Origin of the sequence: Streptomyces umbrinus, from assembly GCF_030817415.1 — a bacterium.
GTDB classification, from domain to species: domain Bacteria; phylum Actinomycetota; class Actinomycetes; order Streptomycetales; family Streptomycetaceae; genus Streptomyces; species Streptomyces umbrinus_A.
The window spans coordinates 3,790,260-3,813,651 of the sequence record NZ_JAUSZI010000002.1 but is presented as its reverse complement, the minus strand read 5'-3'; the positions used below and the strand labels follow the sequence as shown (position 1 = coordinate 3,813,651).

The following is a 23,392-nucleotide window of genomic DNA, read 5'->3' as shown; positions in this document are numbered from 1 at the left end:
CGGTCTGCGGTCTGCGGTTTTCGCGGTACGAGGGGCTCGTCGTCCAACTGGACGGCGAGCCCCTGACGCGTGTCCGGGCCGCTGTCGGGCCGTGCCGTAGCTGTCAGTCCGTGCCGTATTCGTGCGGTCGGCCGTCCTGCCAGTCCACCCAGTGCGGATCGTCCAGGAGCTCCCACGCGTCCGGGAGGCCCGCGCGGCGCAGGAACTCGATCAGATCGGCGTCGCTGTGCGCGAGGCCGGCGACCCGGGCGCGGATCGACACCCGGCGGCCGCTGGTGCCCGCCGCGCGGTGCACGACGATGGGCGCGGTGCTCTCGCCTTCGGGTGGCGACTGTCCGCGGTTCACAGTGCACCGCGGGCGGTGTCTGTATCGGTGTCGGGCGTGGGGGTGGCGGAGGTGGGGGCGGCGGCGCTGGTGTCGTCGGTGCGGCGCAGCCGCCGGACCAGCCGATCGCGGTCGCTGCGCCGATGATCCGGGCGAGACACATATTCGTACACGAGTTCGATTGTAGGTCCACGTGTGACCGTTGGGACAGTGCCCGACGTCCTGCGGCATCGGACTTGGGCCCGTCGGCAGCCCACGGCCACCCGCCTGCCCGAGGCTGTGGCCTGCGGGATGGGTAGGTTTGTCGCACCGCTCAAGGAGATGTGCGATGCCGGACCGCCGTAGGGCTCTGTACGTGACCGATCTCGCCTACCAGGCGCGGGGGCGGCGCTACTGCGACGAGGACATCTTCCTGACCTCCCGACTGCGTGACGCCTTCGACGTCGCCCTGTGCCACCCGCTGGATGCCGCCGCGCTGATGGACGCCTTCGATGTGGTCGTGGTCCGCAACAGCGGGCCAGTGCTGCACTACCAGAAGGAGTACGACGCCTTCCGGGAGCGGGCGACGGCCGGCGGCATCCGGGTCTACAACCCGCTGTCCGGCCGGGGCGACATGGCCGGCAAGCAGTACCTGCTGGACCTGACCGCCGCCGGATACCCGGTCATCCCCACCATCGACCGGCCCGAGGACCTGCACCTGCTGCCCGAGGCCGGCCAGTACGCGGTCAAGCCGAAAGCGGGCGCGGACTCCATCGGCCTGACCTTCTTGCCCCGAGAGCAGCTGAGCGACCTGGCCTACGGTGACATCCTGGTCCAGCCGCGCATCGACTTCCGCTACGAGGTGTCCTTCTACTACGTCGACGACGCCTTCCAGTACGCCCTTCACGCCCCCGATCCCGAGCGGCGCTGGGTCCTTGAGCCCTACGAGCCCACCGACGCCGACCTGGTCTTCGCCCGGCCCTTCATCGACTGGAACACCCTCGACCACGGCATCCAGCGCGTGGACGCCTGCCGCACCCAGGAAGGCGAGCTACTCCTCGTAGAGCTGGAGGACCTCAACCCGTACCTGTCCCTGGAACTGGTCTCCGACCGGACCCGTGACTCGTTCGTGGCGAGCATGACGGAATCGGTCCACCGGTTCCTGGACGCGCGGCCCCGCGGCTGAGACTGCCGGGGGCACAAGTCACACGAATCGATCTGCGACACTGGTACAGCCATGCCTAAGCCCGGAGAACTCACTTTCGTTGCCCCCCGCGGAGCCAAGAAGCCGCCGCGGCACCTTGCTGATCTCACGCCTGCCGAGCGTAAAGAGGCGGTTGCCGCGATCGGTGAGAAGCCGTTTCGTGCCAAGCAGCTCTCGCAGCACTACTTCGCGCGGTACGCGCACGACCCGGAGCAGTGGACAGACATCCCCGCGGGATCGCGCGCCAAGCTGCAGGAAGCGCTGCTGCCCGAGCTGATGACGGTCGTGCGGCATCTCTCCACGGATGAGAACACCACCCGCAAGACCCTCTGGCGGCTCTTCGACGGCACGCTCGTCGAGTCCGTGCTGATGCGGTACCCGGACCGGGTCACCATGTGCATCAGCTCGCAGGCGGGCTGCGGGATGAACTGCCCGTTCTGTGCGACCGGGCAGGCCGGTCTCGACCGGAATCTGTCCAGCGCCGAGATCGTGCACCAGATCGTGGACGGGATGCGGGCGCTGCGGGACGGCGAGATTCCCGGTGGGCCGGCTCGGCTCAGCAACATCGTCTTCATGGGCATGGGCGAGCCGCTGGCCAACTACAAGCGGGTCGTCCAGTCCATCCGGGCCCTCACCGACCCCGAGCCGGACGGGCTCGGGCTGTCGCAGCGGGGGATCACCGTCTCCACGGTCGGTCTCGTCCCCGCCATCAACCGGTTCGCCGACGAGGGCTTCAAGTGCCGTCTCGCCATCTCCCTGCACGCACCGGACGACGAGCTGCGTGACACGCTCGTGCCCGTGAACACGCGGTGGAAGGTTCGGGAAGTGCTGGACGCCGGGTGGGAGTACGCGGCGAAGTCGGGGCGTCGGCTCTCCATCGAGTACGCGCTCATCCGGGACATCAACGACCAGGCGTGGCGCGGTGACCGGCTCGGGCGGCTGCTCAAGGGCAAGCCGGTGCACGTGAACCTGATTCCGCTGAACCCGACACCCGGCTCCAAGTGGACTGCCTCGCGGCCCGAGGACGAGAAGGCGTTCGTCGAGGCGATCGCCGCCCATGGTGTGCCCGTCACCGTCCGGGACACCCGTGGCCAGGAGATCGACGGGGCCTGCGGGCAGCTCGCGGCCACCGAGCGGTAGTCTGACGGACGTACGTACATCTTCATATTCCGACAGGGGAGCGCCACAGCGCTGAGAGTGCGGGACAGCCCGCAGACCCTCTGAACCTTGCCCAGGTCATTCTGGGTAGGAAGTTCGGTCACTACTCAAGCTGTTGCGCCCTGCCCGGGATCCGACCGAGGTCCCGGGCAGGGCCGCGTCTCTTCCTGGTCACCCCCAGGAGGAATTCAGTGAGCACCACCACCAGGAAGTTCACGGCCGTGGTCGCGGTCACCGGGCTCGGCCTCGTCACGCTCGCCGCGTGCGGGTCGTCCGACTCCGGCGACGAAGGCTCCGGGTCCAAGACCGTCACCCTCGTCAGCCATGACTCCTTCGCCTACACCAAGGCCGTACTGAAGGACTTCGAGAAGGCGTCCGGCTACAAGGTGAAGGTCCTCAAGGACGGCGACGCCGGTACGGCCGTCAACAAGGCCATCCTCACCAAGGACAACCCGCAGGGCGACGTCTTCTTCGGCGTCGACAACACGCTGCTGTCGCGGGCGCTCGACAACGGGCTGTTCCAGTCGTACCAGGCCAAGGGCTCGGACCTGATCCTGCCGCAGTACCGGGTCGACCAGGACAAGCACCGCGTCACGCCCATCGACTCCGGTGACATCTGCGTCAACTACGACAAGGCCTACTTCAGCAAGCACAAGCTGGCCCCGCCGACGTCCTTCGACGACCTGATCAAGCCCGAGTACAAGAACCTGCTGGTCACCGAGAACGCCTCGACGTCCTCGCCCGGCCTCGGCTTCCTGCTCGGGACGGCCGCCAAGTACGGGGACGACGGCTGGCAGGACTACTGGAAGAAGCTCAAGGCCAACGGCGTGAAGGTGGTCGACGGCTGGGAGCAGGCCTACAACGTGGAGTTCTCCGGGTCCGCCGGCGGCAAGGAGGCCAAGGGCGACCGGCCGCTCGTCGTCTCGTACGCCTCGTCGCCGCCCGCCGAGGTCATCTACGCCGACCCGAAGCCGAAGACCGCGCCGACCGGCGTCGCGGACGGCACCTGCTTCCGCCAGGTCGAGTACGCGGGCCTGCTCAGCAACGCGAAGAACACCAAGGGCGGCAAGGCGCTCATCGACTTCCTGATCACCAAGAAGTTCCAGGACGACATGCCGCTCAACATGTTCGTGTACCCGGTCCGTGAGGTCGCCGAGGTGCCCCGGGAGTTCCGGAAATTCGGTCCGCAGGCCGAGAACCCCGAGACCCTCGAACCCGCCAAGATCGCCGACAACCGTGACGAGTGGGTCAAGTCATGGACCTCGCTCGTACTGAAGTAGAGCCTCGCGCCGAGGCGGAGCCGCCCGCGAGCCGGCGTCCGCGTCTCCGTCCGCGCCCCCGCACGCGCCCGCGTACGGGGAGTGCGGCGCGGCTCGCTCTCATGGCCGTGCCCGTCGCGTTCTTCGGGCTCTTCTTCGCCTACCCGGTCGCGGCGATCACGGCCCGTGGGCTCAGGATCGACGGGGTCTGGCGGTTCGGGCGGATCGGCGATGTGCTCGCGCAGTCCGACATCCGGCACGTCCTGTGGTTCACGACCTGGCAGGCGCTCGCCTCGACCGCGCTCACGCTGCTGATCGCGCTCCCCGGCGCGTACGTGTTCGCACGCTTCGATTTCAGGGGCAAGCAGGTCCTGCGGGCCGTAGTCACCGTGCCGTTCGTGCTGCCGACCGTGGTCGTCGGCACGGCGTTCCTGGCGCTGCTCGGCCGCGGTGGGCTTCTGGACGAGCTGTGGGGCGTACGGCTCGACACGACCGTGTGGGCGATCCTGCTCGCGCACGTCTTCTTCAACTACGCCGTCGTCGTCCGCACGGTCGGCGGCCTCTGGTCGCAGCTCGATCCGCGTCAGGAGGAGGCCGCGCGGGTGCTCGGCGCCTCACGGTTCGCCGCCTGGCGCCGGGTGACGCTTCCGGCGCTCGGGCCGGCGGTCGCGGCCGCCGCGCTCATGGTCTTCCTCTTCACCTTCACCTCGTTCGGCGTGGTGCAGATCCTCGGCGGCCCCACCTTCTCGACGCTCGAAGTCGAGATCTACCGGCAGACCTCGGAGATCTTCGACCTCTCGACGGCCGCCGTCCTCACCCTCGTCCAGTTCGTGGCGGTCGGCGCGATCCTCGCCGTCCACGCGTGGACGGTACGGCGGCGGGAGACCGCCCTGCGCCTGGTCGACGCGTCCGTGACGGCACGACGGCCGCGCGGCGCCGGGCAGTGGGCACTGCTCGCCGGTGTCCTCGTCACCATCGCCGTCCTGCTGGTGCTGCCGCTGGCCGTGCTGGTCGAACGGTCCCTCGACGCCCCCGGATTCGGCTACTACAAGGCGCTGACCAGCGACGAGGGCGGCATTTTCCTCGTCCCGCCGATCGAGGCCATCGGCAACTCGCTGCAGTACGCGCTCGCTGCCACCGCCATTGCCCTGCTGATCGGCGGACTAGCGGCCGCCGCCCTCACCCGCCGGGACGCCGGCCGTCTCGTACGGGGCTTCGACGCCCTGCTGATGCTGCCGCTCGGCGTCTCCGCCGTGACCGTCGGGTTCGGCTTCCTCATCGCGCTCGACGAGCCGCCGCTGGACCTCCGGAGCACCTGGATCCTCGTGCCGCTCGCGCAGGCGCTGGTGGGCGTCCCCTTCGTCGTACGGACCATGCTGCCCGTGCTGCGGGCGGTGGACGGACGCCTGCGCGAGGCGGCGGCGGTGCTCGGGGCCTCGCCGTGGCGGGTGTGGCGCGAGGTCGATCTGCCGATGGTGCGGCGGGCGCTGCTGATCGCGGCCGGGTTCGCCTTCGCCGTGTCGCTGGGTGAGTTCGGCGCGACCGTCTTCATCGCGCGGCCCGACAACCCGACACTGCCGGTCGCCGTGGCACGGCTGCTCGGGCGGGCCGGAGAGCTCAACTACGGGCAGGCCATGGCACTTTCGACGATCTTGATGGTGGTGTGCGCGGTGGCGCTGCTCGTTCTCGAACGCCTTCGCACCGACCGGACCGGGGAGTTCTGACCATGCGCGACGCAAAGCTCGAACTCGTCGGTGCGACCGTACGTTTCGGTGGGCGGGCCGTGCTCGACTCCGTCGGGCTCGATGTCGCCGAGCACGAGATCGTGTGCGTGCTCGGGCCCAGCGGCAGCGGCAAGTCGACCCTGCTGCGGGCGGTCGCGGGGCTCCAACCTCTGGACGAGGGACGGGTGTTCCTGGACGGCCGCGACCTCCACGGCGTGCCCGCGCACAAGCGGGGTGTCGGCCTGATGTTCCAGGACCACCAGCTGTTCCCGCAGCGCGACGTGGGCGGCAATGTGACCTTCGGGCTGCGGATGCACGGCGAGTCGAAGGACCAACAGGCCGTACGTGTGCGGGAGTTGCTGGATCTGGTGGGGTTGCCCGGAGCCCGTGAGCGGGCCGTCGCCTCCCTCTCCGGTGGTGAACAGCAGCGCGTCGCGCTCGCCCGGGCCCTCGCGCCCCGCCCCCGGCTGCTCATGCTCGACGAACCCCTCGGCCAGCTGGACCGCTCGCTGCGTGAGCGGCTGGTGGTCGAACTCCGGGAGCTGTTCGGTGAGTTGGGTACGACCGTGCTCGCGGTGACCCACGACCAGGGTGAGGCGTTCGCGCTCGCCGACCGGGTCGTCGTGATGCGGGACGGCCGGATCGCCCAGTCCGGTACGCCACTTGAGGTCTGGCAGCGCCCGGCCGACGCGTTCGTGGCCCGCTTCCTCGGCTTCGAGAACGTGACCGCGGCGACCGTCAGCGGGGAGGCCGCGGACACGCCCTGGGGCAAGCTGCCGGTGCCCTCGGACGCGCCACAGGGCGAGGCCGACCTGCTCGTCAGGCCCGGGGGCGTACGCCTCGTACCGGCGGCCGATGGGCTGCGCTGCACGGTGGCCGCGCGGACGTTCCGAGGCACCCATGTCGCCGTACGCCTGCAGCCCGAGGGCGCGCCGTGGCTGGAGGCGGCGTGTGCGCTGCGGGACGCGCCGGAGGCGGGGGACGAGGTCGGGGTGGCGTTCGACGCGGCGGAAATTGTCGTACTTGGGGGACCCTGGGGAGCCTAGGGTGCGGCTTATGACGCAACTCGGGCACGACCGCTACTGCGGCGAAATCGTCGGGCAGACCGCGCTGTTGAGGTCGCATCTCGCCGGAGTCGATCTCGGCGCGACCGTACCGACCTGTCCTGACTGGACGCTGCGGCAGCTCGCCGTGCATGTGGGCGAGGCGCATCGCTGGGCCGAGCACATCGTGCGGACGCGGGCGACGAAGAGCGTGCCGATCGAGGACGTGGCCGACGTCGGGGGGCCGGAGGGCGACGACCCCGCCGCGCTGGACGCCTGGCTCGCGGAGGGTGCCGAGCAGGCCGCCGAGACCTTTCGCACCGCCGGGGCCGACGCCGCCGCCTGGTCCTGGGCCTGGGAGCACACGGCCGGGTTCTGGGCGCGGCGCATGACCCACGAGACGGTGGTCCATCGGGCCGACGCGGCGATCGCCGTCGGCGTGACGTACGAGGTGGCGCCGGCGTTCGCCGCCGACGCGATCGACGAGTGGCTGCAGATCGTGCGGTTCGCGCAGGAGAAGTACCCCAGCGATGCCGCGCGGGAGCTGCGCGGGGTGGGGCGCAGTATCCATCTCCACGCCACCGACGCCGAGCCCGGGCTGGATGCCGAGTGGCTCATCGAGTTCGAGGACGAGGGGATCGACTGGCGGCGTGGGCACGAGAAGGCGACGGTTGCGTTGCGGGGGCCGCTCACCGAGGTGATGCTTGCCTTTTATCGCCGGATGGCGCCGGACGGTGGGGGGTTGGAGGTTCTGGGGGAGCGGGAGTTGCTGGACTTCTGGCTGGAGCGGGCCACGTTCGGTTAGTCGGCGGATTTGTGCGTCTGCGGGCCGGTGGGGGCTGGTCGCGCAGTTCCCCGCGCCCCTGAAAGCGGTGCCGGCCACCGTTGCTACGTGCCGGCGCCCGCCTTGGGTTGCTCGCGCAGTTCCCCGCGCCCCTGAAGGGCGGTGGCCCGCCTCCTCACGAGGGGGCGGGCCACGCCTGGTGGAACCGGGTGGTGCTCAGCGGCCGTTCGTCGCGCCGCGGCGGCGGAGGGCGAACATGACGCCGGCGCCGGCCGCCACGAGCGCGGCCGCTATGCCGGCGATCGCGCCGGTGTTGGAGCTGGAGCCGGTCTCGGCGAGGTTCGAGTCGCCGCCCGCGGGGGACGGGGTGCTGCCGCCGGCCGAGGCGGGCGGGGTGCTCTCCGACTCCGAGGGCGCCGGGGACTCGGGCTTCGCGGTGACCGGCGAGGAGGGCTCGTCGGACGGGGACGGGGTGGCCGAAGGCGTCGACGGCTCCTTGGACTTGCAGGCCTCGGACGGGGTGACGAGGTTCGGCTTGATGTCCTCGTCGACCTGCTTGCCGGCCTTGACGTGGATCCGGTACTCCGCGTTCGGCTTCCAGTCCTCCGAGAAGTCGATGGTCACGCCCTCGCGGGAGCCCTTGACCTCCTGGGTGCCGACGAGCTTCTCGTCCGCGCCGTTGGACTCGAGGAAGACCGTGACCGTGGCTGCGACGCCGGTCGGGTCCTTGTCGGTGACGCTGATGACACCCTTGGCGCCGTCGCACTTGGCGACGGCCGAGAACTCACTGATGTTGCAGGCGAGCGCGTTGCCGGCGAGGCCGAGCGTGAGCGCGGCCGAGGCGGAGGCAACTCCGAGAATGCGCACGGAACGTGCGGTACGGCGAGATATGGACACGATTGCCCTTCACGGGATGCACAAACGAGGGGGGTGGGGGATTGGCTGCGAAGAAACAGCAATCCCAGACGCCTCACAGGTTTATTGGCCCACGTCTCGGGTTGTCAATCCGTCTGTCCGTCTTGACCCTCGGCTTTAGCTTTCATTTACATGCGCCAAGCGGATGAGCGCCTCCGGTGCCTCCTCGATCCGGTCCACCAGCGCGATCCGGGACTCCATCGAGCGGTCGCGGGCGAGCGCCTGGAGCAGGGGCCAGGTGGGCAGTCGCTCCGTCCAGTGCGCGCGGTTCACCAGCACCATCGGGGTGGGTTCGCCGCGGGACTCGTAGTAGTTGGGGGTCGCGTTGTCGAAGATCTCCTGGACCGTGCCGGCGGCTCCGGGCAGGAACACCACACCCGCGTTCGAACGGGCCAGCAGGCCGTCCTCGCGAGTGGCGTTGGCGAAGTACTTGGCGATGTGGGAGGCGAAGGCGTTCGGCGGCTCGTGCCCGTAGAACCAAGTGGGGATGCCGACAGAGGTGTTGCCCTTCGGCCAGCGCGTGCGCACCTCGAAGGCGGCGCGCGCCCAGTCGGTCACCGACGGCACGAACGACGGTGACTTCGCGAGGAGTTCGCACGCCTCGTGCAGCATGGTGTCGTCGTACGGGGCCGCGTACGCGCCGAGGTTCGCCGCCTCCATCGCGCCGGGGCCGCCGCCCGTCGCCACCGTGAACCCGCCGCGCGCGAGCGCGCGCCCGAGCCGGACCGCGCCGGTGTAGGCCTCCGTGCCGCGCCCGAGTGCGTGGCCGCCCATCACGCCCACCACCCGCGTGCCGCGCAGGAGTTCGTCGAGGGCGTCGGAGATCGCGTCGTCGTGGACGGAGCGCAGCATCGACGCGTAGATGTCGCCGTCGGTCTTCGTCTGCTGGAACCAGGCGTACGCGAGAGCGTCCGGCGTCTCCTCGTACCCCTTGTCGAGCGAGGCGAACAACTCGTCGGGACGGTAGAGGTGACCGCGGTACGGGTCGAAGGGCAGACCGGGGAGCGGCGGGAAGACCAGGGCGCCGTCGGCGCGGACCTTCGCCGCGGCGTTCTCCCGCATCGGGCAGCCGAGAAAGACGGCGCCGGTGGCGTCGCTCGCCAGCAACTCCCTTGTACGGTCCGTCAGATCGACGCACTGGACACGGAAGCCGGCGAGGGTGCCGCGGGACGAGACGACTGCGTCGAACTCCTCCAGCGTCTCGATCTCACGGTCGTTGTGGTGGGCCGCATGGGCGGGGCTCGTCTGCACCCGCCCATGCTAGGCACGGTCGGTTCAGCCCTGAACGGCCGCCGGGTCCATCCACAGGACCTCCCAGGTGTGGCCGTCCGGGTCGTCGAAGGCGCGGCCGTACATCTGGCCGTAGTCCTGGGTCTCGCCGCTCGCCGAGCCGCCCGACGCGATCGCCTTGTCGACGAGCTCGTCCACCTTCTCGCGGCTCTCGGCGCTCAGACAGATCAGCACCTCGCTGGTCTTCGTCGAGTCCGCGATCTCCTTCTTCGTGAAGTCCGCGTAGCGCTGCTTGTTCAGCAGCATCGCGACGATCGTGTCGCTGATCACGACGGACGCGCAGTTCTCGTCCGAGAACTGCGGGTTGATCGTGTAGCCGAGCTCCGTGAAGAACTTCTTGGAGGCGTCGACGTCGTTCACAGCCAGGTTCACGAAGATCATCTGCTGGTACATGTCCGGTCTCTCCCGTCGCGTGATGTGCTGTTCGGAGGGGTAGACCGGGGGGCCGTCGAAAAGTCATCGGCGTTCCGCGAACTTTTTCGGGCGAGCTGTAGATCGAGAGTCGTGAGCCGTCAGCGGGTCAGTGGCAGTGCGGCCAGCTCCGCGACCGCCCAGGTCAGCGGGCCGAAGACGGCGAGCAGGGCGCCCGTGCGGAGGGCGGCGGCGCTGCGCAGCGCCGTGGCCGGGGCCCCGAGCCGCAGCAGGGCGGCCGTGGTGTCGGCGCGCGCGTTCCTCGCCTCCACCGCGGCGGTCATGAGCGTCGCGACGGCGCATCCCGCGACGAGCAGCGCGCCCAGGGTGGTGAGCGGCCCCACGTCGGGGCGCGCGCGGCCGTAGAGCACGGCCATGGCGTACGCCCCCGACGCCACCGCGCACACCACACCGAGCGGGCGTCCGATGCGGGCCGCCTCCTCCATGAGCACGCGTCCCGCGAGCAGCCGCAGGGCGCCCGGCCGCACGGCCTGGAGCAGCCTGCCGCAGAGGTGTGTGATCGCGGGCCCGGCCAGCGCGAGCCCGAACGCGGTGAGCGCCCAGCCGACCAGCACACCGAGGGGCCCGACGTTGAAGCCGCCTGGCAGGTCGGGTCCCGCGAGGGCCGGGGACGTACGGCCGGCGTACGTCTCCACGGCGAGCCCGGCCGCGAGGACCGCGGCGCCCCAGGGGAGGCCGGAGGGGGTGGGGAGGGGGGCCGGGGGGTGCTGGGGGTCCAGCGGGTCCAGTGGGTGGCTGGTGCGACCGGGACGGCCGGTGAGCCCGGGGCTGGTGTTGCTGCCATGGCTGTCGTGACTGTCGGGGTGCTGTGAGGCGGCGCGGGGGTCGGCTGCGTGGTGGCCGCCGCGACTGTCGTGGCCGTTGTGCGCGGGCGCGTCGGCGGTGGTGTGGGTGGCGGAGAGCTGCTCGCCGCCGGGGTGGGCCTCGACCCTCGCGCGGGCGCGCGCGCCGGAGCGGCGGGGCACGTCGAGCGCCGCGGCACTGGTGGAGGCCTCGGGGCTGCCGTGCTCGGCGCGCCCGGTGTGGCCGGTGGTGTCCTGCCCGGAGCCGCCCCGGCCCGCAGAACCCTCCCGGCCCGCGGAACCCTCCCGGTTCCCGGAACCGTCCTGGCTCTCGGAGCGCGGGCCCGCCTTCGCCTCCGTACGTGACTCCGTACGCGTCCCGAAGCGCCCGTACGCGCCGAAGCCGACGCGTTCGACGGAGCGGCCGTATCCGCCGAAGCCGCTCAGCCGGCCCGGCCGTCCGCCCGTCGTGAGGCTGGGCCTCGGGCCCCGCGGCCGGAGCACCGCCGCGCTGGCCGCCGAGGCGATGAGCGGTACGAGGGCCAGCAGGGTGAGCGCGGCCGGGAGGGGCAGTGGCTCGTCCGCGGCGAGGAGGTCGGCGGCGTCGCCGTCGAAGGGGAGGCCGGTCAGGTCGCCGCGCAGATGCAGGAAGAAGAGCAGGGCGATCATCGAACCGAGCGTGCAGGACACGGCGGTGGAGATCGCCGCGAGGACCGTCAGGCGGGCGGGGCCGAGGCCGAGCGCCGACAGCCCCTGCCGGGGACGGGTGGCCGGGTCGGTCCGGGCGACCGCCACCGCGAACTGCACGGTCGCGGCGAGCGGCGCCACGCACCAGGCCAGCCGCAGCACGGCCGCACCGGACGCGTCCGGGTGCCCCATCGCGTACCCCAGAGTGCACAGGAGCAGGAAGCCCGTGCCCGCCGACGCCGCCGCGACCAGGAGCCTGCGGAGCTGGACGGCGGGCCGGGCCCCGCGCGCTAGACGGAGAGCGAGCACGCGGCCCGGCCTTCCACGCTGTCGGCCACCGGCGGCAGATGGACGGTGTTCACGCGCCGCCCGTCGAGCAGCGACACCGTGCGGTCGGCGAGGGCCGCGGTGTCCGCGTCGTGCGTGGCCAGTACGACGGTGATCCCGTGCGACCGGGCCGCCGTCGTGAGCGTACGCAGCACCTGGGCCCGGTCGGCGCGGTGCAGCGGGGCAGTGGGCTCGTCGGCGAAGAGCACGGTCGGCGCGGGGGCCAGCGCGCGGGCGATGGCCACGCGCTGCCGCTCGGCGTGCAGAAGCGCGTACGGGCGTTTGCGGGCGCAGCCGCCGATGTCGAGGCGGTCCAGCCACTCCAGGGCGGCGGTCTTGGCGCGGCGGCGCGAGACACCGCGCAGCATCAGGGGCAGGGCCGCGTTCTCCCAGGCGTTCAGTTCGGGGACCAGGACCGGCGTCGGGTCGATCCAGGCGAACCGGTCGCGGCGCAGCCGCTCGCGGGTCAGCGGACCCATGGTGTGCACGGGCGTGCTGTTGAACCAGACCTCGCCCTGTTGCGCCCGCAACTGCCCGGACAGGCACTGGAGCAGGGTCGTCTTGCCGCTGCCACGCGGGCCGCCGACGGCCAGGATCTCGCCCTCGCGAACCCCGAGCGAGACGCCGGTGAGCGCGGGCGAGCCGTTGTGCTTGACGTGCAGGGCGCGTGCCCACAGCACGTCGTTGTCCGGCGGAGCCACCATGGCGTACACCTCGGTTCAGATCAGAAATGCCGTGCGAAGTCCCCCTTCCGGGGGAACGAAGGCAGGGCCGATCGGTCACTGGGCACGCTAGGTAGTCGGGGCCGGGAGGCCGGACAGCACGCGGCCCCGGAGCGCCCATTCTCACTCGAACGGGCGGCACCGGGGCCGGTGTTGATCACAGATTCAGCTCATCGGAGCCCCTGGGGGCCGGCGGGGTCAGAGCTTCGCCCACGCCTCGGTCAGCACCTGGCGGACGATCCCCTCGATCTCGTCGAAGGTCGACTGGTCGGAGATCAGCGGCGGCGAGAGCTGGATGACCGGGTCACCGCGGTCGTCGGCGCGGCAGTAGAGGCCGTACTCGAAGAGCTTCTTGGAGACGAAGCCGTAGAGCACGCGCTCCGACTCCTCGTCCGTGAAGGTCTCCTTGGTGGCCTTGTCCTTCACCAGCTCGATGCCGTAGAAGAAGCCGTTGCCGCGGACGTCGCCGACGATCGGCAGGTCGTGCAGCTTCTGGAGAGTGGAGAGGAACGCCCCCTCGTTGTCCAGCACGTGCTGCGTGAGATTCTCCCGCTCGAACAGGTCGAGGTTGGCGAGACCCACGGCCGCCGACACCGGGTGGCCGCCGAAGGTGTAGCCGTGCAGGAAGGTGTTGTCGCCCTTGTAGAACGGCTCGGCGAGCCGGTCCGAGATGATGCACGCGCCGATCGGGGAGTAGCCCGAGGTCATGCCCTTGGCGCAGGTGATCATGTCCGGTACGTAGTCGAACTTGTCACAGGCGAACATCGTGCCCAGGCGGCCGAAGGCGCAGATGACCTCGTCGGAGACGAGCAGCACGTCGTACTGGTCGCAGATCTCGCGGACGCGCTGGAAGTAGCCGGGCGGCGGCGGGAAGCAGCCGCCGGCGTTCTGCACGGGCTCCAGGAAGACGGCGGCGACCGTCTCCGGGCCCTCGAAGAGGATCTGCTCCTCGATCTGGTCGGCGGCCCAGCGGCCGAAGGCCTCGGGGGAGATGCCGGACCCCTGGTCGAGGAAGGCGGGCGCGCGGTAGATGTTGGTGTTCGGGACCTTGTGGGCGCCCGGGACCAGCGGCTCGAACGGGGCCTTCAGGGCCGGCAGGCCCGTGATGGACAGGGCGCCCTGCGGGGTGCCGTGGTAGGCGACCGCGCGCGAGATGACCTTGTACTTGGTCGGCTTGCCCTGCAGCTTGAAGTACTGCTTGGCGAGCTTCCAGGCGGTCTCGACGGCCTCGCCGCCACCCGTGGTGAAGAAGACCTTGTTCAGGTCGCCCGGCGCGTAGTTCGCGAGGCGCTCCGCGAGCTCGACGGCCTTCGGGTGGGCGTAGGACCAGATCGGGAAGAAAGCCAGCTCCTGCGCCTGCTTGAACGCCGTCTCGGCCAGCTCCCGGCGGCCGTGGCCCGCCTGGACCACGAACAGCCCCGCGAGACCGTCGAGGTAGCGCTTGCCCTTGTCGTCGTAGATGTAGGTGCCCTCGCCACGGACGATCGTGGGGACGGGAGCGTTCTCGTACGAGGACATGCGGGTGAAGTGCATCCACAGGTGGTCGTACGCGGTTCGGCTGAGGTCCTTGGTGGTCACGGCTATCGGGTTCCCCACATGTAGGTCTGCTTCTTGAGCTTGAGGTAGACGAAGCTCTCGGTGGAGCGCACGCCGGGCAGGGCCCGGATGCGTTTGTTGATGACGTCCAGCAGGTGGTCGTCGTCCTCGCAGACGATCTCGGCGAGGATGTCGAACGAGCCCGCGGTCATCACCACGTACTCGACTTCCGGCATGGCGGTCAGCGCGTCCGCCACCGGTTCCAGGTCGCCGTCGACGTTGAGGCCCACCATCGCCTGCCTGCGGAAACCCACGGTGAGCGGGTCCGTGACGGCGACGATCTGCATCACGCCCTGGTCGAGCAGCTTCTGGACGCGCTGGCGCACGGCCGCCTCGGAGAGGCCGACGGCCTTGCCGATCGCGGCGTACGGCCTGCGGCCGTCTTCCTGGAGTTGCTCGATGATGGCGAGGGAGACGCTGTCCAGCGGGGGAGTGGTGTTCCCCGACCGGGTGTCTCGGGAGCCCTTCGGCTCTGCGCTGCGACTGGACACGTGCTCACTGTGCATGAGGCATCAGCAGTTCCGCAAGAGTTGATTGATGAAATTCGTTGTCTGCGAGGCCCACATGTGCGGATTTCGCAGTTCTGGGGCGATCGGGGGTGTTGAAAACGTGGGACGCGGGACTAGGGTGGATGTCTCAGTGATTGGACATCTGACTGGAGGGCCGGCAGTGAGCACCGAGCTGCGTCGTCTGCGCAATTACATCGACGGAGAATTCCGCGATGCCGCCGATGGACGGACCACCGACGTGGTCAACCCCGCGACGGGCGAGGCCTACGCCACCGCGCCGCTGTCCGGACAGGCCGACGTCGACGCCGCGATGGCAGCGGCCGCCGCGGCCTTCCCGGCCTGGCGCGACCAGACCCCGGCCGAGCGCCAGAAGGCCCTGCTCAAGATCGCGGACGCCTTCGAGGAGCGTGCCGAGGAGCTGATCGCGGCCGAGGTCGAGAACACCGGCAAGCCCATCGGTCTCACCCGGTCCGAGGAAATCCCGCCCATGGTCGACCAGATCCGCTTCTTCGCGGGCGCGGCGCGCATGCTGGAGGGCCGCGCGGCCGGTGAGTACATGGAGGGGCTGACCTCGATCGTCCGCCGTGAGCCGGTCGGCGTCTGCGCGCAGGTCGCGCCGTGGAACTACCCGATGATGATGGCCGTGTGGAAGTTCGCCCCCGCGCTCGCGGCCGGCAACACGGTCGTCCTCAAGCCGTCGGACACCACTCCCGCCTCCACGGTCCTGATCGCCGAGATCATCGGCTCGATCGTCCCCAAGGGCGTCTTCAACGTCATCTGCGGCGACCGTGACAGCGGCCGTGCGATGGTCGAGCACCCGGTGCCCGCCATGGCGTCGATCACCGGCTCCGTACGCGCGGGCATCTCCGTCGCCGAGTCCGCTGCCAAGGATGTGAAGCGCGTTCACCTGGAGCTGGGCGGCAAGGCGCCGGTCGTCGTCTTCGAGGACACCGACATGGCCAAGGCCGTCGAGGACATCTCGGTCGCGGGCTTCTTCAACGCGGGCCAGGACTGTACGGCCGCCACCCGCGTCCTCGTCCAGGAGTCCATCCACGACGAGTTCGTGGCCGCGCTCGCCAAGGCCGCCGCAGACACGAAGACCGGCATGCCGGACGACGAGGACGTGCTGTACGGCCCGCTCAACAACCCGAACCAGCTCAAGCAGGTCACCGGCTTCATCGAGCGCCTGCCCGCCCACGCCAAGGTCGAGGCGGGCGGCCACCGCGTCGGCGAGAAGGGCTACTTCTACGCTCCGACCGTGGTGTCGGGGCTGAAGCAGGACGACGAGATCATCCAGAACGAGGTCTTCGGCCCGGTCATCACCGTCCAGTCCTTCTCGGACGAGGCGCAGGCCGTCGACTGGGCGAACGGCGTCGAGTACGCCCTCGCCTCCTCCGTCTGGACCAAGGACCACTCGCGCGCGATGCGCATGGCCAAGGTCCTCGACTTCGGCTGCGTCTGGATCAACACCCACATCCCGCTCGTCGCGGAGATGCCGCACGGCGGCTTCAAGAAGTCCGGCTACGGCAAGGACCTTTCGGCGTACGGGTTCGACGACTACACGCGGATCAAGCACGTGATGACGTCCATCGAGGGCTGACGATCCTCGGCTGACCGCGTGAACGGCACGGCCCCGGGCGGGAGTTGATCCGCTCGGGGCCGTGCCGTGTCGGTCACCAGAGTGGCTGGGCGCGTACGAGTCAGGCGGTCCCCGTGAGTACGAGTCCGGCGACGCTCAGCTCTGCGTCGGACCCCTTCCCGCTCTTGTCGCCCTTCTCGTTCCTGTGCTCCTCGCGGCCGCCGCAGTCCGGGGGCCAGGGCCGGTCGCCCTTGCCGGGCGGCTCGTCCGGCGGGACCGGGAAGTCGACGCCGATGTCGTCCAGGATGTGCTTGCAGGCCTTCACGGCCTTCCGGAACTCCTTCGAGACCGGGTCGGGACGGCTCGTCCGTTCGCCCGCGTCGATCCGTACGCGTACGCCGTCGCCGTCGTCCGCCGTGTGGATGACGATGTCGGGGAAGTCCTCCAGGCCGTTGTCGCGCACACACTCGGTGAACTCGCGGGAGGCCTCGTCCTGGCGCTTCCAGTCGGTCGAACCGTCCGGGTCGTCGTCCTTCGGGGGCTCCGACGACGACCCGCCGCTCGACGGGGCGGACGGGTCGGCCGCGACGGCCTGGCCCGCGTACACCCCGCCGAGCGTGACGGCGGTGATCAGGGCGCAGGCCGCGGCCAGCCGGCGGTGCCCTTTCGTCGTGCTTCGCATGTGGATCCTCCTGGGTGCGTCTCTGGAGTTCTCTGGAGCGGATCTCCTCGAATTACCTCAGCGCGTGGGCGGTTACGGCACGGGAACGGTTGCTCTTACCGCCCTGTTACCGCCCGGCGGGCAGGCTGGCCGCAGGGTTCGCAGCAGCCGGAGACGCAGCCGGAGATGCCGATGCGCGTATTGGTGGTCGACGACCACGAGGAGCTCGCCGAGACCGTCGCGGCGGGACTGCGCAGAGAGGGTATGGCCGTCGACATCGCGCTGGACGGCCATGCGGCGCTGGAGCGGGCCACGGTCAACGGCTACGACGTCGTCGTACTCGACCGTGATCTGCCCGGGCTGCACGGAGACCGGGTCTGCCGGGCCCTGGCCGAGGGGGGCAGCCGGGCGCGGGTACTGATGCTGACCGCGTCCGGCACGGTCGCCGACCGGGTCGCGGGGCTCGGGATGGGCGCCGACGACTATCTGCCGAAGCCGTTCGCGTTCACCGAACTCGTCGCGCGGATACGGGCGTTGGGGCGCCGTGCCCAACCGGCGCTGCCGCCGGTTCTGGTCCACGGCGATCTGCGGCTCGACCCCGCCCGACGGGTGGCGTCCCGCGACGGCCGCCAACTCCCGCTCAGCCCGAAGGAGTTCGCGGTCCTGGAGCTGCTGATGGGGGCGGGCGGGGCCGTGGTCTCCGCCGAGGAACTGCTGGAGCGGGCCTGGGACGAGGCCGCCGACCCGTTCACGCAGACCGTGAAGGTGACGGTCAGCCGACTGCGGCGCAAGCTCGGGGAACCGCCGTTGATCGAGACGGTGGCGCAGGCCGGGTACCGGGTATGAGAGCGCGTCTCGGGCTCCCCGCGGTGTTGCGGATCCGCGGGCCGAAGCGCATGTGTGGACCGAAGAGCCTGCACGGGCTGCGGGGCATCAGGGGGCCACAGAGCATCCGGTGGCGGCTGACGTTGCTCTACAGCGGGTTGTTCGTGGTGGCGGGCGCGGTGCTCCTGGCTCTCACGTACGCCCTCATGTCCGAGCGCGGCGAACAGGTGTCGGTGACCAGGCCCGATGTGCCTCCGAGGGGAGCGGGGGCGCCCGCGGTCCAGGGATACGTACGTGAGCAGTTGGTCGCCCAGCGCAGCGACCAGCTCCATCAGCTCTTCGTCGAGTCGGGGGTCGCGCTCGGCGTCATGGCGCTCGCCTCGCTCGTGCTCGGGTGGCTGGTGGCCGGGCGGGTGCTCGCGCCTCTGCGGAGAATGACCGGGGCGGTGCGGCGGATCTCCGCGGACGCTCTGCACCGGCGGCTCGCGGTGGCCGGGCCGGCCGACGAACTCAAGGATCTCGCCGACACGTTCGACGATCTGCTCGCCCGTTTGGAAGGCGCCTTCGAGGCGCAGCGGCGGTTCGTGGCCAACGCGTCGCACGAGTTGCGTACGCCGCTCACGCTTCAGCAGGCCGTCATCGATGTGGCGCTCGCCGATCCCGGGGCCGATGCCGGGACCCTGCGGGCCGCCTGTCTTCGGATGCGGGCCGCCGGGCAGGAGCAGGAGCGGTTGATCGAGGCGTTGTTGACGTTGGCGCTCAGTCAACGGGGGGTGCCGGAGCGGGAGTTCGTGGACCTGTCCGTGGTGGCGGGCGAGCTGTTGCCCGATGGCGGGCCCCGCGTGTCCGCCGAGCTCTCGCCCGCGGCGCTTGTCGGGGACCCGCAGCTGATCGGGCGGCTGGTGAGCAACCTCGTCGAGAACGCCGTGCGCCACAACGTGCCGCCGGGGGAGGGGGGTTGGGTCTCCGTCTGGACCGGGGTCGTCGACGGGTGTGCCTCCTTGCGGGTGGTGAACAGTGGGCCTGTGGTGCCGGGGGATCAGGTGGGCGTGCTGTTCGAACCGTTTCGGAGGGTGGGGGCCGAGCGGGTTCGGGCTCGGGACCGAGCCCGGGAGGGTTCCGGGCTGGGCTTGTCGATCGTGGCGGCGATCGCTGCGGCCCACGGGGGTGTGGTGGAGGCGCGGGCCCGGGGGGAGGGCGGGTTGTGGGTCGAGGTGGTGTTTCCGCCCCCGCCGCCCCTACCCATTCCCGTCCCTGACTCAGGGGCTCCGCCCCCGAACCCCCGGTCGTCGAGTGTCGGGTGCGGATCGCCTGTGGTTGGTCGCGCAGTTCCCCGCGCCCCTGAAAGGCGGGGCTGCGCCCCTACTTCCAGCCCGTCCGGCGATTGAGGACGAGCGCGTCAGCGCGATGCGGGGGTCTGGGGGGCGTAGCCCCCCAGAAAGGGACGGGAATGGGTAAGGGCGGCGGGGGCGACACTCTGTCGTCCCCGGGCCGGACGGCTCGACGCAGCGTCCATTGCCCGCCCGGCAGGGCAAGCGGCATGCTGCCCACGTGCCAGCGAACCCGAACCAGAGAACGCGAATCTCCCGCCGCACCCTGCTGCGCACCCTCGGCACGGGCGCAGCCACCGCACTGGCCGCCGGCTGCGGCGTACCGGCGGCGTACGTCGCGCCCTCGGACCGGTCGAGAAGCGACCTGTCGGCCACCGACAAGCGCCTGACCTGGGCCAACTGGCCCCTCTACATCGACACGGACGACGAGGACGAGTCGAGGCGCCCCACCCTGGACGCCTTCGAGAAGCGCACCGGGATCCAGGTCACGTACACCGAGGAGATCAACGACAACGACGAGTTCTTCGGCAAGGTCAGCCCCTCCCTGATGAACCATCAGGAGACCGGCCGGGACCTGATGGTGATCAGCGACTGGATGTGCGCGCGGTTCGTACGCCTGGGCTGGGTCCAGGAGATGGACAGATCCAGGCAGCCCAACGTCACCAAGTACCTGGACCCGCAACTGCGTTCACCGGCCTTCGACCCGGGCCGGGGGCACACCGTGCCGTGGCAGTCGGGGATCACAGGCATCGCGTACAACCGCCGCAGGGTCGGCCGCGAGATCCGGCACGTCTCCGACCTGTGGGCGGACGACCTCAAGGGCCGCGTCACGCTCCTCTCCGGTCTCGACGAGGCGTTCGCGCTGCTCATGCAGGGCAACGGCGTCGACATCACCAAGTGGACCGCCGACGACTTCCACACGATGTGCGACCAGGTCGACCAACTCGTCCGCACGGACCACATCCGCCGCTTCACCGGCAACGACTACATCAAGGACCTGTCGAGCGGCGACGTACTGGCCTGCCAGGCGTACAGCGGTGACGTGATCCAGCTCCAGGCCGACGACCCCGACATCGAGTTCGTCGTCCCGGAGGAGGGCGCCGAACTCTGGTCCGAGTCCCTGATGATCCCGAACCTCGCCCGCCACAAGGCGAACGCGGAGACCCTCGTCGACTACTACTACGAGCCGTCCGTCGCCGCCGAACTCGCCGCGTGGGTCAACTACGTCTGCCCCGTCCCGGCCGCCCAGGACGTCCTTGCCTCCGCCAAGGACGAGGAGACCGCCGCCCTCGCCGAGGACCCGCTCATCTTCCCCGACACCGCCATGCGCAAGCGCCTCGCCATCGCACGCGACATCACGTCGAAGGAACGCACGGACTTCGCGAAGCGATGGAACGCGATCGCGGGGCTGTAGACGGGCTGTAGACGGCCGCGCGATCGATCAAGCGTGACGAGGAAACCGAGGAAACCGAGGAAACTTCCTACGGGCCTCGACCGAAGCAGCTCAACGCAGCAGTTCACCGAGGTCGTTCACCGAGGTGGTTCACCAAGGTGTTCAGAGGCCCGCACGCGTGAACGTCACATGCGTCACTCCACTGGGCGAGGAAGTGGCCTCGACCTCGTAATCCTTCTCGGGGCCCTCCAGTCCGTCCCAGAGGCGTACGCCTCGGCCCAGGAGAATCGGGGCGACCACGACGTGCAGGCGGTCGATGAGCCCGGCGGCAAAGAAGTCGCGGACCACGGTGGGGCCACCGCCGATGCGTACGTCCTGGCCGTCCGCCGCCTCGCGGGCCGTATCGAGCGCCTCGGCGGGTGAGGTGTCGAGGAAGTGGAACGTCGTGCCGCCCTCCATCTCGATCGACGGGCGCGGGTGATGGGTGAGGACGAAGGTCGGTGTGTGGAACGGCGGGTTGGGCCCCCACCACCCCTTCCAGTCCGGGTCCTCGTGCCATCCGGGGTAGCCGAACTTGCCGGCGCCCATGATCTCGGCGCCGATCCCGGGCTCGAACTGCCGCGCGAAGGCGTCGTCGAGGCCGGCGGTTCCGCCGGAACGGCCGGTCATCTCGTGCCAGAACCGGGTGGTGAACATCCACTGGTGCAGCCTTTCGCCGGCGTGGCCGAAGGGCGCGTCACGGCTCATGCCCTCACCGGTGCCGAAGCCGTCGAGTGAGATGGAGAAGTTGTGGACGCGGGCGAGTGACATGGTCGGCGACACCTTTCCCTTGTTCCAGCGATCGATGGTGGTCGCCATGGTGGCGGACGACCGACGCCAAACCCTTCCAGGTCGCATAGATCATCTCAATCCATGCCGAACCTGACTCACCTCAACTGTGCCGCGCCGGGCCCACGAACGCCCCAACTTCCTTTGTGGAAAAGGGCATTGACATCGCAGCGCACTGTGTAGACCGTGTGATGACACGCGTCTCATTGTGTGTGAGTCCGCCTCGGGTGAGGCATGGACACGGGGGTGTCATGGGGAACGCACGCAGGCTGCCCATGCTGGTGGCGGTCGTGGTGGGGCTGGTGCTCCTCGTTGCCGTCGGCGTGGTGGTGAACGCGGCCGTCGGCGGTTCGGACGACGACTGCGACGTACGGCTTGAGGTGAACTCCTCGACGGAGAAGGGCGATCTGCTCTCCGACCTGGCCGAGGACTACAACGACTCCGGGCGTGAGCTCGCGGGCGGGAAGTGCGCCCGAGTGGCCGTGTCGGAGACGAGTTCCGGCGTCGCCAAGGACGCACTGGCCCAGGGGTGGGACGAGCGGCGCGACGGCGCGCCCGAACCACAGGTGTGGACGCCGTCCTCCTCGCTGTGGCTGACACTGCTCCAGCGCGACGCGACCGCCGCCGACCGCAAACTGCTCACCGACGAGAAGCCGCAGTCCCTTGCCACCAGCCCGCTGGCGATCGGCATGCCCCGGCCGATGGCGGAGGCACTCGGCTGGCCGGAGAAGAAGATCGGCTGGCGGGATGTGCTGTCGCTGACGGAGAAGGGCTGGGCCTCGAAGGGGCGGCCCGAGTGGGGCCGCTTCAGCCTGGGCAAGGACAACCCGCACACCTCCACCTCGGGCCTCGGCGCGACCGTGGCCACCTTCTACGCCGCCACCGGCCGCTCCAGCGACCTCACCGTGAAAGAGGTCGAGGACCCCAAGACCCGGCGGTTCGTGGCCGGGGTCGAGGCGGGTGTCCTGCACTACGCCTCCGACGCGACCGCGTACATGGCCAACCTCGCCGAGGCGGACGCCGACGGACAGGCCCTGTCGTACGCCAGCGCCATCGCCGTACAGGAACAGCTGATCCACCTCTACAACCAGGGCAGCCCCACGGGCGAGACCGAGCGGATCGGCAAGGGCAAGAAGCCGCAGGTGCCTCTGGTGGCCGTGCACCCGGCCGACGGCACGCTCATGTTCGACCACCCCTTCGCGGTGCTGCCCACGGCGTCCAAGGACCAGCGGGCCGCGGCGGCCGATTTCCGTGCGTTCCTGCTGGAGGACGCCCAGCAGCGCCGCTTCCAGCAGACCGGATTCCGCGACCACGAGGGCAACGCGGGCAGCGAACTCGCCCGCTCGGTCAGCCTGTCCGAGCAGACCCAGGGGAACCTGTCGCTGATCGACCCGCCCGCGGCCGACGTGCTGGCGGCGGTCCTGGACAGCTGGGACGAGCTGCGCAAGAAGGCCCGGGTGCTGCTCGTCATGGACGTCTCCGGCTCGATGAACCAGAGCGCGGGCGGCGGACAGAGCCGGATGGAGGCGGCCAAGAAGGCCGCCGCCGACACGCTCGACCTCTACCACCCCGACGACGAGGTCGGCCTGTGGGCGTTCTCCACCGAGACCGACGACCACCCCGAGCCGTACCGGGAGATCGTGCCGCCCCGTCCCGTCCGCGAGAACGAACAGCGGCTCACCGAGGCCGTCAACGGGCTCAACGCAGAGGGCGGCACCGCCCTCTACACCACCGTGCGCGCCGCCCAGAAGGAGATGCTGGCCGACCTGGACACCGACCGCATCAACGCCGTCGTCGTCCTGACCGACGGACGGAACGAGTACCCGGCCGACAACGACCTCGACTCACTTCTGCGCGACCTCGACGCCAGTCGACTGGAGCGCTCCGTACGCGTCTTCACCGTCGCCTTCAGCGGCCAGGCCGACTTCGGCACGCTCACGAAGATCGCCACCGCCACCAAGGCCACCTCCTACGACGCCCGCGACCCGGCGGTCATCGACAAGGTGATGGTCTCCGTCATCAGCAACTTCTGACCCGGC

At 70.2% G+C, this 23,392-nt stretch carries 22 protein-coding genes; 11 read left to right on the top strand and 11 right to left on the bottom strand.

The annotated features are described in order from the left end of the window. Positions 1-103 precede the first annotated feature (103 nt). Positions 104-346 (bottom strand): hypothetical protein, encoded by a 243-nt coding sequence (locus tag QF035_RS16640; RefSeq protein ID WP_307521126.1) that lies wholly within the window; start codon positions 344-346, stop codon positions 104-106. Continuing rightward, positions 343-498 carry a hypothetical protein gene (locus QF035_RS16635; RefSeq protein ID WP_307521125.1) on the bottom strand — a complete coding sequence of 52 codons (156 nt, stop codon included), beginning with the start codon at positions 496-498 and terminating at the stop codon, positions 343-345. The genes QF035_RS16640 and QF035_RS16635 overlap by 4 nt, the downstream gene beginning before the upstream one ends. A gap of 155 nt (positions 499-653) precedes the next feature. On the opposite strand from QF035_RS16635, the gene QF035_RS16630 reads away from it, so the two are divergent. From QF035_RS16630 to QF035_RS16605, 6 genes are all read left to right on the top strand, one after another. After that, a complete protein-coding gene (locus QF035_RS16630; protein WP_307521124.1) occupies positions 654-1,490 on the top strand; it encodes a hypothetical protein in 837 nt (278 codons plus the stop codon). A 51-nt stretch (positions 1,491-1,541) separates the two neighbouring features. Beyond that, entirely contained in the window at positions 1,542-2,648 is a 1,107-nt protein-coding gene (rlmN, locus tag QF035_RS16625) for a 23S rRNA (adenine(2503)-C(2))-methyltransferase RlmN (protein WP_269653371.1), read from the top strand. Between the two features lie 209 nt (positions 2,649-2,857). Further along, positions 2,858-3,946, top strand: coding sequence for a thiamine ABC transporter substrate-binding protein (locus QF035_RS16620; protein WP_307521123.1), 1,089 nt, complete (start codon positions 2,858-2,860; stop codon positions 3,944-3,946). Next, the gene (locus QF035_RS16615) at positions 3,922-5,649 is read left to right on the top strand and encodes an ABC transporter permease (protein WP_373466667.1); all 1,728 of its coding nucleotides are present in this window, start codon (positions 3,922-3,924) and stop codon (positions 5,647-5,649) included. The genes QF035_RS16620 and QF035_RS16615 overlap by 25 nt, the downstream gene beginning before the upstream one ends. Positions 5,650-5,651: 2 nt before the next feature. Next, positions 5,652-6,695: an ABC transporter ATP-binding protein gene (locus tag QF035_RS16610; protein WP_307521121.1), complete on the top strand. Its 1,044-nt coding sequence runs from the start codon at positions 5,652-5,654 to the stop codon at positions 6,693-6,695. 10 nt (positions 6,696-6,705) lie between these two features. Continuing rightward, positions 6,706-7,497 carry a maleylpyruvate isomerase family mycothiol-dependent enzyme gene (locus tag QF035_RS16605; protein ID WP_307521120.1) on the top strand — a complete coding sequence of 264 codons (792 nt, stop codon included), beginning with the start codon at positions 6,706-6,708 and terminating at the stop codon, positions 7,495-7,497. 195 nt (positions 7,498-7,692) lie between these two features. On the opposite strand, the gene QF035_RS16600 is transcribed toward QF035_RS16605, so the two are convergent. The 7 genes from QF035_RS16600 to QF035_RS16570 form a co-directional block, all read right to left on the bottom strand. After that, complete coding sequence (locus tag QF035_RS16600; protein WP_307521119.1) at positions 7,693-8,343, bottom strand: LAETG motif-containing sortase-dependent surface protein; 651 nt, start codon at positions 8,341-8,343, stop codon at positions 7,693-7,695. Between the two features lie 165 nt (positions 8,344-8,508). After that, the gene (locus tag QF035_RS16595) at positions 8,509-9,642 is read right to left on the bottom strand and encodes an LOG family protein (protein WP_307521118.1); all 1,134 of its coding nucleotides are present in this window, start codon (positions 9,640-9,642) and stop codon (positions 8,509-8,511) included. Between the two features lie 24 nt (positions 9,643-9,666). Beyond that, complete coding sequence (locus tag QF035_RS16590; RefSeq protein ID WP_307521117.1) at positions 9,667-10,074, bottom strand: VOC family protein; 408 nt, start codon at positions 10,072-10,074, stop codon at positions 9,667-9,669. 119 nt (positions 10,075-10,193) lie between these two features. Further along, entirely contained in the window at positions 10,194-11,891 is a 1,698-nt protein-coding gene (locus QF035_RS16585; protein WP_307521116.1) for a hypothetical protein, read from the bottom strand. Further along, positions 11,873-12,613 (bottom strand): ABC transporter ATP-binding protein, encoded by a 741-nt coding sequence (locus QF035_RS16580; RefSeq protein WP_307521115.1) that lies wholly within the window; start codon positions 12,611-12,613, stop codon positions 11,873-11,875. The genes QF035_RS16585 and QF035_RS16580 overlap by 19 nt, the downstream gene beginning before the upstream one ends. 216 nt (positions 12,614-12,829) lie before the next feature. Beyond that, positions 12,830-14,227, bottom strand: coding sequence for an aspartate aminotransferase family protein (locus QF035_RS16575; protein ID WP_307521114.1), 1,398 nt, complete (start codon positions 14,225-14,227; stop codon positions 12,830-12,832). Then, a complete protein-coding gene (locus QF035_RS16570; protein ID WP_307521113.1) occupies positions 14,212-14,733 on the bottom strand; it encodes an Lrp/AsnC family transcriptional regulator in 522 nt (173 codons plus the stop codon). Before QF035_RS16570 ends, QF035_RS16575 begins: the two co-directional genes overlap by 16 nt. Before the next feature lie 163 nt (positions 14,734-14,896). Here QF035_RS16570 and QF035_RS16565 point away from each other — a divergent pair, with 163 nt between their 5' ends. Next, entirely contained in the window at positions 14,897-16,336 is a 1,440-nt protein-coding gene (locus QF035_RS16565; protein WP_307521112.1) for a gamma-aminobutyraldehyde dehydrogenase, read from the top strand. Positions 16,337-16,436: 100 nt separating this feature from the next. On the opposite strand, the gene QF035_RS16560 is transcribed toward QF035_RS16565, so the two are convergent. Next, entirely contained in the window at positions 16,437-16,997 is a 561-nt protein-coding gene (locus tag QF035_RS16560) for a hypothetical protein (RefSeq protein WP_307521111.1), read from the bottom strand. Positions 16,998-17,168: 171 nt separating this feature from the next. Between QF035_RS16560 and QF035_RS16555 the strand changes: the two genes are divergently transcribed. The 3 genes from QF035_RS16555 (at position 17,169) to QF035_RS16545 (ending at position 20,546) form a co-directional block, all read left to right on the top strand. Further along, entirely contained in the window at positions 17,169-17,822 is a 654-nt protein-coding gene (locus tag QF035_RS16555) for a response regulator transcription factor (RefSeq protein WP_055615118.1), read from the top strand. Next, positions 17,819-19,189, top strand: a complete 1,371-nt coding sequence (locus QF035_RS16550) for a sensor histidine kinase (RefSeq protein WP_307521109.1) — start codon at positions 17,819-17,821, stop codon at positions 19,187-19,189. The genes QF035_RS16555 and QF035_RS16550 overlap by 4 nt, the downstream gene beginning before the upstream one ends. A 193-nt stretch (positions 19,190-19,382) precedes the next feature. After that, positions 19,383-20,546 carry a polyamine ABC transporter substrate-binding protein gene (locus QF035_RS16545; protein ID WP_307531175.1) on the top strand — a complete coding sequence of 388 codons (1,164 nt, stop codon included), beginning with the start codon at positions 19,383-19,385 and terminating at the stop codon, positions 20,544-20,546. 141 nt (positions 20,547-20,687) lie between these two features. Here QF035_RS16545 and QF035_RS16540 read toward each other — a convergent pair whose 3' ends face one another. Then, a complete protein-coding gene (locus QF035_RS16540) occupies positions 20,688-21,335 on the bottom strand; it encodes a dihydrofolate reductase family protein (protein WP_307531173.1) in 648 nt (215 codons plus the stop codon). 269 nt (positions 21,336-21,604) lie between these two features. Here QF035_RS16540 and QF035_RS16535 point away from each other — a divergent pair, with 269 nt between their 5' ends. Beyond that, the gene (locus QF035_RS16535) at positions 21,605-23,386 is read left to right on the top strand and encodes a vWA domain-containing protein (protein ID WP_307521108.1); all 1,782 of its coding nucleotides are present in this window, start codon (positions 21,605-21,607) and stop codon (positions 23,384-23,386) included. Positions 23,387-23,392: the final 6 nt, after the last annotated feature.

What these genes read in the sequence shown, in the direction of transcription:
- QF035_RS16630 (WP_307521124.1), top strand. Translation starts at nt 654, where the DNA reads ATGCCGGACCGCCGTAGGGCTCTGTACGTGACCGATCTCGCCTACCAG.
- rlmN (WP_269653371.1), top strand. Translation starts at nt 1,542, where the DNA reads ATGCCTAAGCCCGGAGAACTCACTTTCGTTGCCCCCCGCGGAGCCAAG.
- QF035_RS16615 (WP_373466667.1), top strand. Translation starts at nt 3,922, where the DNA reads ATGGACCTCGCTCGTACTGAAGTAGAGCCTCGCGCCGAGGCGGAGCCG.
- QF035_RS16610 (WP_307521121.1), top strand. Translation starts at nt 5,652, where the DNA reads ATGCGCGACGCAAAGCTCGAACTCGTCGGTGCGACCGTACGTTTCGGT.
- QF035_RS16605 (WP_307521120.1), top strand. Translation starts at nt 6,706, where the DNA reads ATGACGCAACTCGGGCACGACCGCTACTGCGGCGAAATCGTCGGGCAG.
- QF035_RS16590 (WP_307521117.1), bottom strand. Translation starts at nt 10,074, where the DNA reads ATGTACCAGCAGATGATCTTCGTGAACCTGGCTGTGAACGACGTCGAC.
- QF035_RS16580 (WP_307521115.1), bottom strand. Translation starts at nt 12,613, where the DNA reads ATGGTGGCTCCGCCGGACAACGACGTGCTGTGGGCACGCGCCCTGCAC.
- QF035_RS16570 (WP_307521113.1), bottom strand. Translation starts at nt 14,733, where the DNA reads ATGCACAGTGAGCACGTGTCCAGTCGCAGCGCAGAGCCGAAGGGCTCC.
- QF035_RS16560 (WP_307521111.1), bottom strand. Translation starts at nt 16,997, where the DNA reads ATGCGAAGCACGACGAAAGGGCACCGCCGGCTGGCCGCGGCCTGCGCC.
- QF035_RS16555 (WP_055615118.1), top strand. Translation starts at nt 17,169, where the DNA reads ATGCGCGTATTGGTGGTCGACGACCACGAGGAGCTCGCCGAGACCGTC.
- QF035_RS16550 (WP_307521109.1), top strand. Translation starts at nt 17,819, where the DNA reads ATGAGAGCGCGTCTCGGGCTCCCCGCGGTGTTGCGGATCCGCGGGCCG.
- QF035_RS16540 (WP_307531173.1), bottom strand. Translation starts at nt 21,335, where the DNA reads ATGTCACTCGCCCGCGTCCACAACTTCTCCATCTCACTCGACGGCTTC.
- QF035_RS16535 (WP_307521108.1), top strand. Translation starts at nt 21,605, where the DNA reads ATGGGGAACGCACGCAGGCTGCCCATGCTGGTGGCGGTCGTGGTGGGG.